Source organism: Nocardia araoensis NBRC 100135 (genome assembly GCF_000308435.1).
Classification (GTDB): Bacteria; Actinomycetota; Actinomycetes; order Mycobacteriales; family Mycobacteriaceae; genus Nocardia; species Nocardia araoensis.
In genome coordinates this window covers 25,060-37,703 of sequence record NZ_BAFR01000049.1, presented here as the reverse complement: position 1 = coordinate 37,703, position 12,644 = coordinate 25,060, and the positions used below count along the sequence as shown (strand labels likewise).

Here is a 12,644-nt window from a genome sequence, read left to right as displayed (position 1 = left end):
CCAGCGGAGCGCTCCATGCCACCGAACGCCGGAGAGGAAATCGACCATGAAATACATGCTGCTGAAGACCTACGCACCCACCGCGTACTGCGACACACCGATCAACGAATGGTCCCCGGAAGAGATCCAGGCGCACATAGACTTCCAGCGCGCGCTGGGTGCGCAACTGGCCGAGGCGGGCGAGTTGGTGGACGCGCAGGGATTGGCCGGGCCGGAGGAGGCACGGATCGTCAGTTCGGACGGCCGGTCGGCGCCGGTGGTCACGGACGGGCCTTTCCCGGAGACCAAAGAGTTCTTGGCGGGGTACTGGATCGTCGACGTGGACAGCCCCGAACGGGCCTACGAGATCGCGGCGCAGGCCTCCGCCGCACCCGGCCCCGGCGGTGAACCGATCGGCGAGTACATCGAAGTTCGCGCGGTGATGGGCGCCCCCGCCACCGAGCAATGAGCGACCGGAGTGCGGTGCCCGACGACACACCGCTCCCGGCGAGCACCGAGGACCTGCTGCGCGCACTGGCGCCGCAGGTCCTCGGAACGCTCGTCCGCCGGTTCGGTGACTTCGACACCGCCGAGGACGCGCTGCAAGAAGCGCTGCTCGCGGCCGCGACCCAGTGGCCGCGGGAAGGCCTGCCGGACAATCCGCGGGCCTGGCTGATCCAGGTCGCGCAGCGCCGCATGGCCGACGCCGTGCGCGCGGAGGTGGCCCGGCGGCGCAGGGAGACCACGGCTTTCGACCGCGAGGTGACCGACGCCGTCCCTGTGGACCACGACGACACGCTCACCATGCTGTTCCTGTGCTGCCATCCGGCGCTGTCGCCCGCCGCCGCCATCGCGCTGACGCTGCGCGCGATCGGCGGCCTGGGCACCGATCAGATCGCCCGCGCCTTCCTGCTGCCGGAAGCGACCATGGCGCAACGGATCACGCGGGCGAAGAAGAAGCTGGCCACGGTCGAACGGCCCTTCGCGCAGCCGGGTGACCAGCGGTGGCGCGAGCGGCTCGGCGCGGTGCTGCACGTGTTGTACCTGATCTTCAGCGAAGGCCATACCAGCAGCTCGGGGCACACGTTGCAGCGGACGGACCTGTCCGACGAGGCGATCCGGCTCACCAGAGCGGTGCACCGGCTGCTGCCCGACGATCACGAGGTCACCGGTCTGCTCGCGTTGATGTTGCTCACCGACGCCCGCCGCGCGGCGCGCACCGGCGCGCACGGCGAGCTCGTACCGCTGGCCGAACAGGATCGCGCGCTGTGGGACCGGGCGCTGATCACCGAAGGGACGATCCTGGCCACCGGCACGCTCGCGGGCGGCTTGCGCGGGCCCTATCAGATCCAGGCGGCCATCGCGGTTCTGCACGCCCAGGCTCCGCGCTCGGAGGACACCGAGTGGACCAAGATCCTGGCGCTGTACGACCAGCTCGAACGGCTTTCGGACAATCCGATGGTGACGCTGAACCGGGCGGTGGCCACGGCGATGGTGGCGGGTCCCGAAGCGGGTCTCGCGCTGGCCGAGCCCCTCGCCGACCAGCTGTCGGGTACGCACCGGCTCGACGCCGTGCGCGGCCATCTGCACGAGATGGCCGGTGCGGTCGACGCGGCCATCGCCTGCTACACGAAGGCCGCCACCCGCACGACGAGCGTCCCTGAGCGCGACTATCTGACCATCCGTGCGGCACGGCTGCGCCACGAAGCGCGGGTGGACCTCACCGACTGAGCGGATGCCCGAATGGCTGTGGCGGCGCGTCTGCTCCGGCGACGCGCCGTACACCAGCATGCGAGGGCCCTCGGCCGATCGCGACGGGGCAGACTACCCGGTGTGGCAGGCAAACACAGTGCGGGAGTCCTTCTCTTCCGCCGCAACTCCGGCGGCGGCGTGGAGGTATTGCTCGGACACATGGGCGGTCCATTCTGGGCGCGAAAAGACCTGGGCGCGTGGTCGATTCCGAAGGGCGAGTACGAGCCCGAGGCGGAGGACGCCGAGGCCGCGGCGAGCCGGGAGTTCGCCGAGGAACTCGGGCTGCCGGTCCCGGCGGGCACGTGGCTGCCGTTGGGCGAGGTGCGCTACAGCGGCGGCAAAAAGATCCTCACCGTCTGGGCGGTCGAAGGCGATCTCGATCCCGCCGCGGTGGTACCGGGAACCTTCCAGCTGGAATGGCCGCCGCGCTCCGGTCGCCTCGCGGAGTTCCCCGAGGTCGACCGCGCGGAGTGGTTCGACACGTCCACCGCGCGAGACAAGCTCGTCGCGGGGCAGCGGCCCTGCCTCGACCGGCTGGCCGAGTTGCTCGCGAACTGACCGCTACCGCGGCAGGTCCGCCCAGGCCCGGCCGGTGACGAGTTCGTAGGCCTCCACGTACTTCTGGCGCGTCGCCGCGACCACATCGGCCGGGATCTCCGGACCCGGCGCCTCCTTGTTCCAGCCCGTGGAGGTGGCCCAGTCGCGGACGAACTGCTTGTCGAACGAGCGCTGCGTACGGCCCGGCTCCCACTCGTCGGCGGGCCAGAAACGCGACGAATCGGAGGTGAGCACTTCGTCGCCGAGGGTGAGCACATCACCGTCCCAGCCGAATTCGACTTTGGTGTCGGCCACGATGACGCCGCGTTCGGCGGCATGCTCGGCGCCTCGGGCGTAGATGTGCAAGGTCAGCTCGCGCAACCGCTCGGCGACCTCGCGTCCCTCCTGGTTCACCACGTCCGCGAAGGTGATCGACTCGTCGTGTCCTTCGGACGCCTTGGTGGTCGGTGTGAAGATCGGCTCCGGCAACTTGTCGCCCTCGCGCAGGCCGGGCGGCAGGGCGATCCCGCACACCGCGCCCGTCTGCCGGTATTCCGCCAGCCCCGACCCGGTCAGGTAGCCGCGCGCGATGCACTCCACCTGGACCATCTTCAGCGGCTTGACCCGGATGCCGCGGCCGGCGAACTCGGTCGGCACGTCGGTCGCGGAGACCACGTGGTTGGGCACATCGGTGAAGTACTCGAACCACCAGTTCGACAACTGCGTGAGCAGAGCGCCCTTGTCCGGGATCGGCGTCGGCAGCACCACGTCGTACACCGATACCCGGTCGGACGCGACCAGCAACAGCGTGTCGCCGTCCTCGTACAGGTCACGTACCTTTCCGGCGTGCACATGCTTCAACGTCGAGCCTCCGAATCCGTGGGGTGAACCTGCGCTGTACCAGGCACAATACCGTCGCCCCTTACCGCGGCCGCCGGGCCGTCCGCGTCGCACCGCCGTACCGGCGCGCACGTGCCACGAACATTAGGGTTGATCCGGAAAGTCCCGCGCGTCCTGCCACATCGGGGTGGCATTGTGGGTGTCGCCCGTGCCAGTTCTTCGACCACGAAGGAGCCTTATGTCCGCACCCAACCTCACTCGCGACCAGGCGATCGAACGCGCCGCGACGGTGTCGGTCGAGAACTACCGCGTCGAACTGGACCTCACCGACGGCGCGGGCAAGCCGAGCGAGCAGACCTTCTTCTCCCGCAGCACCGTGACCTTCACCGCGACGCCGGGCGCGAGCACGTTCATCGACATCGTGGCGCGCGGCGTGCGCTCGGCGGTGCTCAACGGGACGGCGCTGGACGTCTCCGGCTACGACGAGTCGACCGGGATCACGCTGACCGACCTGGCCGAGCACAACGAGCTTGTGGTCGAGGCCGACTGCGAGTACTCCCACACCGGCGAGGGCCTGCACCGGTTCGTCGACCCCGCCGACGACGCCGTGTACCTGTACTCGCAGTTCGAAACCGCCGATGCCAAGCGGATGTTCGCCTGCTTCGACCAGCCGGACCTCAAGGCCACCTTCGACCTCGCCGTCACCGCACCGGAGGACTGGCAGGTCATCTCCAACGCCGCCGTCGTGCAGACGCTCGTGGCGGAGCCCGGCAAACACGTCTTCCGCACCACCCCGAAGATGAGCACCTACCTGGTCGCGCTCATCGCGGGCCCGTACGCGCGGTGGACCGACGTCTACACCGACGACCACGGCGATATCCCCCTCGGCATCTACTGCCGCGCCTCGCTGGCCGAGTACATGGACGCCGAGCGGCTGTTCACCGAGACCAAGCAGGGTTTCGGCTTCTACCACCGGAATTTCGGCGTCCCGTACGCGTTCGGCAAATACGACCAGCTGTTCGTCCCCGAGTTCAACGCGGGCGCGATGGAGAACGCGGGCGCGGTGACCTTCCTGGAGGACTACGTCTTCCGGTCCAAGGTCACCCGGGCGTCCTACGAGCGCCGCGCCGAGACCGTGCTGCACGAAATGGCGCACATGTGGTTCGGCGACCTGGTCACCATGAAGTGGTGGGACGACCTGTGGCTGAACGAGTCGTTCGCCACCTTCGCGTCGGTACTGTGCCAGTCCGAGGCCACCGAGTACACCAGCGCATGGACCACCTTCGCGAACGTGGAGAAGTCCTGGGCCTACCGGCAGGACCAGCTGCCCTCCACCCATCCCATCGCCGCGGACATCCCCGATCTCGCCGCGGTAGAGGTCAACTTCGACGGCATCACCTATGCCAAGGGCGCCAGCGTGCTCAAGCAGCTCGTCGCCTATGTCGGCCTCGAGCCGTTCCTGGCCGGGTTGCGCGCGTACTTCGCCGACCACGCCTACGGCAACGCCACCTTCGACGATCTGCTGTCGGCGCTGGAGAAGTCGTCCGGCCGCGACCTGTCCACCTGGGGCGCGCAGTGGCTCAAGACCACCGGACTGAACATCCTGCGTCCGGACTTCGAGGTGGACGCCGAGGGCAGGTTCAGCTCCTTCGCCGTCGTGCAGGAGGGCGCGCAGCCGGGCGCGGGCGAGCGGCGCGTGCACCGGCTCGCGATCGGCGTCTACGACGACCAGGACGGCAAACTGGTGCGCATCAAGCGGGTCGAACTCGATCTCGACGCCGCCGAACGCACCGAGGTACCCGAGCTGGTCGGCGTGCCGCGCGGCCAGTTCGTGCTGGTGAACGACGACGACCTGACCTACTGCTCGATCCGCCTCGACGCCGATTCGCTCGACGTGCTGGTCAACCGCATCGCCGACATCGCGGAGCCGCTGCCGCGCACGCTGGCCTGGTCGGCGGCCTGGGAGATGACGCGCCAAGCCGAGTTCCGCGCCCGCGATTTCGTCGCGCTGGTCGAGCGGGGTGTCGGCGCCGAGAGCGAGATCGGCGTGGTGCAACGGCTGCTCATGCAGGCCAACACCGCGCTGAGCAGCTATGCCGAGCCCGAATGGGCCGCGACCACCGGCTGGCCGGAATACGCGAACCGGCTGCTGGAGCTGGCGCGCGAAGCCGAGCCCGGCTCCGACCACCAACTCGCCTTCGTCAACGCGCTGACCGGCGCGAAGTTGTCGGCTTGGCACACCGAGGTGCTGAGCGAGCTGCGCGACGGCGACCCGGCGAAGGTCGGCCTGCCCGGTCTGGTGGTCGACACCGACCTGCGCTGGCGGATCCTGACGGCGCTCGCGGCGGCGGGCGAGATCGACGCCGAGGGACTGGATACGCCGGTCATCGACGAGGAGCTGGCCAACGACCCCACCGCCGCGGGCAAGCGGCAGGCGGCCGCCGCGGCCACGGCGCGTCCGATCGCCGAGGTGAAGGAGCAGGCGTGGGCGACGGTGATGGGCGACGACTCGGTGCCCAACATCACCGCCCGCTCGATCGTCGGCGGCTTCGCGCCCGCCGGACAGGGTGAGCTGCTCGCCTCCTACGTGGAGCGGTATTTCGCCGAGGTCCCCAGCGTCTGGGAGCGTCGCTCCAGCGAGGTCGCCCAGACCGTGGTGGTCGGGCTCTACCCGCACTGGGCGATCAGCGAGGACGCGGTGGCCGTCGCCGACAAGTTCCTGGCCGGCGATCACCCACCGGCCCTGCGCCGGCTGGTCAGCGAGGGCAAGGCGGGCATCGAACGCTCGCTACGCGCCCGCGCTTTCGACGCCCAGGCCTAACTGAAACCGGCGCGTCCGCCCTGATCGGGCGGACGCGCCGGTCCGGGCGTTCTTCTTACCTACCGATGGCGGCGGCCATCACGCGGACGGCGGAGACCACGCCGTCGATCAGCTGGCCCTGCCGGAACGAGCTCAGCGCGGCGGTCACGCCGAGCTGGCAGACACGATCGTTCGCGCGGTCGGCGACCGCCCGGCCCGAGCGCACCTCGATCGCCTTGTCGTTGGGCGAGACGGCGATGAGCACCGAGTGCGCCGCCTCGGGAGTGCCGGGGAAGATCGCCTCCGCGGACGCGGCCGGGTCCTCGCCGAGATCGCCGATGTAGACGTTGAAGCGCACCTTCGTCGCGCGGGTCGCCTCGGTGAGCACGTTGTCCATGAGGAGCCGCTCTTCGTCGTTGAACGGCGCTTCCTTGAACACGTCGCCTGCCTCGTGCACGCCGGAGACGCGTCCGCTACTGGTGATCGCGTATCCGTGCGGCAAATCGGCTTCGACCACCGCGGGCCACTTAGAACCTGCCACTTGCCCGTCCTCCGATCAGCTCCACCGCGGTGGACTCGATGGCCGCATGCTGCTCATGCGGCGTTTCCGCGAAGTGGTGACCCGAGCCGATCACCTCTTCGGTGGCACTCCACAGCACCGGCGATGCGGTCCACTTCTGACCGAGGGCGAAGTGGACCGGCTTCTCGCCAGGCAGCGGCTTACCGAGGAACGACAATCCGGCGATCACGCCGTAGATCACCAGCGGTATGCCGGCGAAGATCAGCACTGTCTCGAGAATGCTCACGGATCAAAGGTAGACGATCCTCTGTAGTAGTTCTCCGTCCGGTCGAGCCGGATCGCCATCCGTGTCGATTCCACCCGCTCCGAGCTGGCATTTTCCGACGCCCCTCAAACCAACCAGGCGGTCGCGTTCGGTGGCAGCTGGCCTCCGTCGGTCGGCGCGCTGGCCAGCAGCACGTCTCCCGGCGGTAGCTGGATGGGCGCGTCCGAGGCATTGAGCACGCAGACCAGTCCTCCCGGCCTGCGGAAGGCGAGACAACCCGGCGGGCTGCCGTACCACTCGATCCGGTCCCCCGCGAACTCCGGCCGCTGCGCCCGCAGCTCGATCGCCAGGCGATACAGCGACAAGGTCGACCCCAGCTCCTCGAGCTGCGCCTCGACGGTCAGCGGCGCCCAGTCGGGCGGAATCGGCAGCCACGGCGTCCCGCTGGTGAACCCGTACGCCGGCGCGGCGCCCTCCCAGGGCAGCGGCACCCGGCAGCCGTCGCGGCCGCGCTGGGTGTGGCCGGAGCGCTCCCACACCGGATCCTGCAAGACATGGTCCGGCAGGTCGTCGACGTTGGGCAATCCCAGCTCGGCGCCGTTGTAGATGAACACCGCGCCCGGCAGCGCGAGTTCCAGCAGAATCATCGCCCGCGCCCGCGCGACGCCGAGCGCGCCGCCGCCGTACCGGGTGACCTCCCGCTCGATGTCGTGGTTGGACAGGGTCCAGGTGGGCACGGCGAAGACCGGCGCGACGGCGGACAGCGAGTTGTCGATCGCGTCGCGCACCGCGTCGGCGTCGAACGCCGATTCCGCGAGGCGGAAGTTGAACGCCAGGTGCAGCTCGTCGGCGCGCACGTACTCGCCGAAGCGGGTGTTGTCGTTCACCCACACTTCACCGATGAGCACCGCGTCCGGATACTCGTCGACGACCTTGCGGATCCGGCGGTGGATGTCGTGCACGGCGGGATTGTTGAACCGCGGGTCGCTGTCGTCGTGCGCGAGCAGGGCCGACACGGACAGCTCGGGCATGTCCGGCAGACCGTCGGGTTTGGCCATGCCGTGCGCGACGTCGATCCGGAATCCGTCCACCCCGCGGTCGAGCCAGAACCGCAGCGTCTGCTCGAAATCGGCGGCGACCTCGGGGTTGGCCCAGTTCAGGTCGGGCTGCTCACGGGCGAAGATGTGCAGGTACCACTGGCCTGGCGTGCCGTCGGGTTCGGTGATCCTGGTCCAGGCGGGGCCGCCGAAAATGCTCGGCCAGTTGTTCGGCGGCTCGGCGCCGCCGGGGCCGCGGCCGTCGCGGAAAATGTACCGGTCGCGCTCCGGACTGCCGGGAGCCGCGGCCAGCGCCGCGCGGAACCACGGATGCTGGTCGCTGGTGTGATTGGGCACCAAGTCCATGGTGACCTTGATCCGGCGGGCATGCGCCTCGGCGATCAGCGCGTCCATCGCGGCGAGCCCGCCGAAGAGCTGATCGATGTCGCGGGGATCGGCAACGTCGTAGCCACCATCGGCCATCGGCGAACGCATCACGGGGCAGATCCACAGCGCGTCGACGCCGAGCAGCTCGAGATAGCCCAGTTTGTCCCGGACTCCCCCGAGATCGCCGACCCCGTCTCCGCTCGAGTCCGCGAAAGATCTCGGATAAACCTGGTAGAACACGGCCGACCGCCACCACGACTGTGTGGTGCGATCCACCGTCGCCGTTAAGGCTGGTGCATCACTCACATCCGCAATAGTGCCAAAGTTTCGAGGCGAAAGCCTTCACCCGGCACACGGTTTCGAATGGCGGGCAAATGTCCAGCACCGACAGTCGTTCCGGCGAAAGGCGCTGTTCCGGCCCGACTCTCGCACGCAACCGTCAGGTCACCCGGTGTTCACCGGCGAATGTCTCGCCACCACAACGCGGTAGAAAACACACCGTCGCCGCGGTGTGGCGCACGTCCTCAGAACGGGGCGTTCACCAAGGAGTTGGCCGCCATTTCCAGGTAGTCGAGCAGCGCCTTACGGTGCTCGTCGTCCAGAGTTTCCGGCTCGATCTCGGCGACGGCGATACGCATGCACCGCAGCCACGCGTCCCGCTCGATCGGTCCGATGGTGAACGGCATGTGCCGCATGCGCAGGCGGGGGTGACCGCGCTCCTCGGAGTAGGTGCGCGGACCGCCCCAATACTGCTCCAGGAACATTCGCAAACGACGCTCCGCCGGACCGAGATCCTCCTCCGGATACAGCGGGCGCAGCACCTCGTCGGCGGCCACCTCGCGATAGAACGTCGCGACCAGCCGCCGGAACGTCTCCGCCCCACCGACCGCCTCGTAGAACGACGTCGCCGTTTGTTCGCCCGAAGTCATAGACCCTCTCGCTTCACCGGATGCGCCGCTGTCCATTGTGCCCGCGCCCCGGCACCGCCGCCGCACCGCCCTTGCGCCGCCGATCGGCAACCGGAACATCGCGCCGGAACGGCACTTCAGCCACAGTTAACCGGACATTGTCGAAAATCACCGTGCAATGCCCGACATTCCATGGTCAACTGGGTGACAGTCTCTGCTTTGCAGATACCACATGATCCTGCCAATCATGAAATCGAGGTCGAGATGAAGCAGCGGCACAGCGCCCGATCACATGAGGCGCGAGCGCACCGACAACTCGAGCCCGCCGACGTCCACAATCGTGGGTCGGGGGCTACTCCGCTGCACATCTTGTCCGAACGATATCCGGGTGGACATCGTGGCCATCACGACCACGGACCCCGCCCCACCGCCCCGCCCGTCGAGGGCACGAACTGGCTCAAGACCAGGGTGTTGCTGTTGAACGCCACCTACGAGCCGCTCACCGCATTGTCCGCGCGCCGCGCGATCGTCCTCCTCATCTGCGACAAGGCCGACGCCGTTCACCACAACGACGAAGGGCCGATCGTGCACTCCGCCGATACGTCGGTGGCCATCCCTTCGGTGATCCGCCTGCGCACCTACGTGCACGTTCCCTATCGCGCCCGGGTGCCGATGACCCGCGCCGCGCTCATGCACCGGGATCGTTACCGCTGCGGCTACTGCGGCGGCAAGGCCGAGACCATCGACCACGTCATCCCGCGCAGCCGCGGCGGAGAACATTCCTGGGAGAACTGCGTCGCCAGTTGCGCGCCGTGCAACCATCGCAAAGCCGACAAACTGCTCAGCGAACTGGGCTGGACGCTGCGCGCACCGCTGGTCTCCCCGAAGGGTCCGCACTGGCGCCTGCTGTCCACCACCGCCGAACTCGACCCCGTGTGGTTGCAGTATCTCGGCGAAGGCGCCGCCTGACCGATCAGGTGTACTCCACCACCAGCGTCGCCCAGGTCGGCGACGCCAGCGCCTCGAACACATGCGGCCGATCACCCGGGTAGGCGATGTAGTCGCCCGGGTGTAGTTCGACAGGTGCGTCGACGGGGCCGACCAGAGCGCGCCCTTCGGCGAGCAGCACATGCTCGACCACACCGGCGATATGGGGATCCGATCGGCGCGCATGCCCCGGTTCCGCGGTGATGCGAAACAGGTCACGGCGGGAATTGGCCGGCCCGGCCGCCAGGAGCGTCGCCCGGTACTCCGACTGCTCGGCCGCCACCACCGGGCCCTCACCGGCGCGGATGACGTGTACGTTCGGGCGGGGCGGGTCGAGCAATCGGGAAAACGGCATGTCCAGGGCGACGCACAGCGCCCACAAGGTTTCCAGGCTCGGGTTGCCTGTTCCCGATTCCAGTTGCGAGAGGGTGGATTTCGCGATACCCGCCCGGCCGGCGACCTCGCTCAACGACAGTCCGGCCCGAGTGCGCTCACGGCGCAGCGCGGCGGCGATCACCGCCTGAGGTGTTGTCGTCGCGTCCTGCTGCGTCATTCCCCACTCCGTTGTTTGCCGCGTTGCCGATGCGCTTGTGCTGGCCGTGATTATGCCGTGGGGTCCAGGTGAGGTTGTTGCGCCAGGGGTGCCGGGGGTTGCGGTGTGGGCGCTGTTCTCCATTTGCCCGACGGAACCCTCGGCAGGAAGCCAGTTGACGAAGTGCGGCGGTATGTTCACTATAAACTACATGCGTTCGATATGGCGAACACTCGACCGGAATGCGCTGCTCGGGATCGGGGCGGTGTGCCTCGCGGTCGGGGTGATCGGGATCTCCTACGGGGCGACGGCGGTCGCGGCGGGCTTTCCGGTCTGGCTGCCCGTGCTGCTCGGGTGCGTGGTGCTCGCCGGAAGCTCGGAGTTCCTGTTTCTCGGGATCGTTGCCGCCGGCGGCAGTCCTATCGCGGCGGTGCTGGCGGGACTGCTGGTGAACGCCCGGCACGTGCCGTACGGGCTGTCGGTCCCCGACGCGGTCGGCACGGGTTGGCGGCGCCCGCTCGGCGTCCATCTCATGAACGACGAGTCCGTCGCGATGACCATCGCGCAGCCCGACGCGCCGCGCAGGCGCGCGGCCTACTGGATCACCGGCGCGGGAGTGCTGCTCGCTTGGCCCGGCGGCGCCGCCATCGGAGCGCTGATCGGTTCGGTGGTCACCGACACTTCGGCGCTCGGGCTCGATGCGGTGTTCCCGGCGGTTCTGCTCGCGTTGGTGCTGCCTGCGCTGCGGGACCGGACCACCCTCGCGGCAGTGGGTGTCGGCACCGCGATCGCGCTGGTCAGCGCGCCGTTTCTGCCCACGGGCCTGCCGGTCCTGCTCGCCCTGGCCGGGGTACTGGCCGCAGCACGGGAGAAACCCGAACCCGCGACCGTCAAGGGAGCGGCGTGATGCTCGCTGCCGGAATCGTCGCCCTCGCCGCGGGCACCTACGCGTTCCGCTGGGCCGGGCCCGCACTGCGCGACCGAGTGCGCCTTCCGGCGCGCGTGGTGCGGCTGCTGGAGATCGGCGCCGTGGTTCTGCTCACCGCGCTGGTGGCCGTCACCACCCTTCCGCTCGGCACCCCGAACCTCGGATTCGCGGTGCCCGCAGGGGTTCTCGTCGGCGGAGTTGTGGCTTGGTTCCGACGACCCATTCTGTTGGTCATCCTCGCCGCCGCCGCGACAGCGGCATTCGTCCGCCTGCTCGGCATCTCCTGAACGGCCGGAATTGCTCGGCGACCGGTTTCCTGCACCGAGATAGGCGGCGCCGTCCCCTCCTGCCGACGGCGCCGCCTACCCCATCGATCGTTTCCGAGCAATTATTTGCTACCCGAGAATTCACGCGGTGGCCCGCACCTGCGAACTGCTCTGGACGCCCGCTACCGACGCCGCGCGTCGCCGTCAGTGCGGCAGCAAAGGAATTCCTCCGCCGAGCCGACGGGCCACCGAACCGTAGCGAGCGTCGAGCCGCAGCCAGGTTCTGGTCGCGCGGACGCGGACGATCTCGGCGGGTGGGATGCGGCGGGGGTCGGCCTTCTCCCCCGAATGCGGGATGAAGTCCATCGCCGTGAGCGCGAAGACGACACGCATCGGCACCTGTACCCGGGTGCCCGCGCCGGACACGGTCAGCACCGCCTGATCCAGCAACGAGGCGGGCGGGCCATGGCCGCTGCCGTGTTCCTTCGCCAGCTGCGCACCCTGCTCGGCGAGTTCGACCAGGGTGCGCGCGGGCACGTCGTCGACGTGCGCGAAACCGTCGGCGGGTGGCAACGCACCGCGCCACGCGGAGTCCATGGGATATCCGAGGTCGATCGGACTGCCGCCGGCCGAACCGGCCAGCACGAGATCGGCGCCGACCGTCACGTCGTCGACCTCGAGCCGGGCGACCACGGTGCGCATCGCCAGCGCCTCGAAACCCGTCGACACCCAGGCCGAGACGTACTTCTCCCCGCGGCGGCGCAGGCGCACCACCGCCGCGGGGTCCAGCCGCACGGCCCTGGTCAGGAAGGTCGCGAGATTCTCTCGCTCCGCCGGATCGGGAACGTGCAGTACTCGTTGTTCCGCCATCACGGCTGCTCCGCCGTCAGCACTCGGTCACCACCG

At 69.0% G+C, this 12,644-nt stretch carries 14 protein-coding genes; 7 read left to right on the top strand and 7 right to left on the bottom strand.

Annotated elements, in window-relative coordinates; genetic code table 11:
• Positions 1 to 46 precede the first annotated feature (46 nt).
• From ON21_RS06995 to ON21_RS06985, 3 genes are all read left to right on the top strand, one after another.
• Positions 47 to 448, top strand: coding sequence for a YciI family protein (locus ON21_RS06995; protein ID WP_039796583.1), 402 nt, complete (start codon positions 47 to 49; stop codon positions 446 to 448).
• Positions 445 to 1,710: an RNA polymerase sigma factor gene (locus ON21_RS06990; RefSeq protein WP_051020424.1), complete on the top strand. Its 1,266-nt coding sequence runs from the start codon at positions 445 to 447 to the stop codon at positions 1,708 to 1,710. Before ON21_RS06995 ends, ON21_RS06990 begins: the two co-directional genes overlap by 4 nt.
• A 102-nt stretch (positions 1,711 to 1,812) precedes the next feature.
• Entirely contained in the window at positions 1,813 to 2,289 is a 477-nt protein-coding gene (locus tag ON21_RS06985) for an NUDIX hydrolase (protein WP_039796582.1), read from the top strand.
• A gap of 3 nt (positions 2,290 to 2,292) precedes the next feature.
• On the opposite strand, the gene ON21_RS06980 is transcribed toward ON21_RS06985, so the two are convergent.
• A complete protein-coding gene (locus ON21_RS06980; RefSeq protein ID WP_039796581.1) occupies positions 2,293 to 3,129 on the bottom strand; it encodes a phosphoribosylaminoimidazolesuccinocarboxamide synthase in 837 nt (278 codons plus the stop codon).
• Positions 3,130 to 3,346: 217 nt separating this feature from the next.
• On the opposite strand from ON21_RS06980, the gene pepN reads away from it, so the two are divergent.
• Positions 3,347 to 5,929 (top strand): aminopeptidase N, encoded by a 2,583-nt coding sequence (pepN, locus tag ON21_RS06975; protein WP_039796580.1) that lies wholly within the window; start codon positions 3,347 to 3,349, stop codon positions 5,927 to 5,929.
• A gap of 55 nt (positions 5,930 to 5,984) precedes the next feature.
• Here the strand turns inward: pepN and ON21_RS06970 are convergent, their stop codons facing one another.
• From ON21_RS06970 to ON21_RS06955, 4 genes are all read right to left on the bottom strand, one after another.
• Positions 5,985 to 6,449 (bottom strand): DUF5130 domain-containing protein, encoded by a 465-nt coding sequence (locus tag ON21_RS06970; RefSeq protein ID WP_039796579.1) that lies wholly within the window; start codon positions 6,447 to 6,449, stop codon positions 5,985 to 5,987.
• Positions 6,436 to 6,714, bottom strand: coding sequence for an aa3-type cytochrome oxidase subunit CtaJ (ctaJ, locus tag ON21_RS06965; RefSeq protein WP_039796578.1), 279 nt, complete (start codon positions 6,712 to 6,714; stop codon positions 6,436 to 6,438). Before ctaJ ends, ON21_RS06970 begins: the two co-directional genes overlap by 14 nt.
• Positions 6,715 to 6,818: 104 nt before the next feature.
• The gene (locus tag ON21_RS06960; RefSeq protein WP_051020423.1) at positions 6,819 to 8,423 is read right to left on the bottom strand and encodes a glycoside hydrolase family 13 protein; all 1,605 of its coding nucleotides are present in this window, start codon (positions 8,421 to 8,423) and stop codon (positions 6,819 to 6,821) included.
• A gap of 218 nt (positions 8,424 to 8,641) precedes the next feature.
• The gene (locus ON21_RS06955; protein ID WP_039796576.1) at positions 8,642 to 9,046 is read right to left on the bottom strand and encodes a globin; all 405 of its coding nucleotides are present in this window, start codon (positions 9,044 to 9,046) and stop codon (positions 8,642 to 8,644) included.
• A 243-nt stretch (positions 9,047 to 9,289) separates the two neighbouring features.
• Between ON21_RS06955 and ON21_RS06950 the strand changes: the two genes are divergently transcribed.
• A complete protein-coding gene (locus ON21_RS06950; RefSeq protein ID WP_174372135.1) occupies positions 9,290 to 9,994 on the top strand; it encodes an HNH endonuclease in 705 nt (234 codons plus the stop codon).
• Positions 9,995 to 9,998: 4 nt separating this feature from the next.
• Here the strand turns inward: ON21_RS06950 and ON21_RS06945 are convergent, their stop codons facing one another.
• Positions 9,999 to 10,565 carry a helix-turn-helix domain-containing protein gene (locus tag ON21_RS06945; RefSeq protein ID WP_039796572.1) on the bottom strand — a complete coding sequence of 189 codons (567 nt, stop codon included), beginning with the start codon at positions 10,563 to 10,565 and terminating at the stop codon, positions 9,999 to 10,001.
• 190 nt (positions 10,566 to 10,755) lie between these two features.
• Between ON21_RS06945 and ON21_RS06940 the strand changes: the two genes are divergently transcribed.
• Together ON21_RS06940 and ON21_RS06935 are read left to right on the top strand one after the other, a co-directional pair.
• On the top strand, positions 10,756 to 11,451 hold the full coding sequence (locus ON21_RS06940; protein ID WP_039796571.1) for an AzlC family ABC transporter permease: 696 nt from the start codon (positions 10,756 to 10,758) through the stop codon (positions 11,449 to 11,451).
• A complete protein-coding gene (locus tag ON21_RS06935) occupies positions 11,451 to 11,759 on the top strand; it encodes an AzlD domain-containing protein (protein ID WP_039796569.1) in 309 nt (102 codons plus the stop codon). Before ON21_RS06940 ends, ON21_RS06935 begins: the two co-directional genes overlap by 1 nt.
• A gap of 183 nt (positions 11,760 to 11,942) precedes the next feature.
• Here ON21_RS06935 and ON21_RS06930 read toward each other — a convergent pair whose 3' ends face one another.
• The gene (locus ON21_RS06930; protein WP_039796567.1) at positions 11,943 to 12,608 is read right to left on the bottom strand and encodes a DUF8185 domain-containing protein; all 666 of its coding nucleotides are present in this window, start codon (positions 12,606 to 12,608) and stop codon (positions 11,943 to 11,945) included.
• Positions 12,609 to 12,644: the final 36 nt, after the last annotated feature.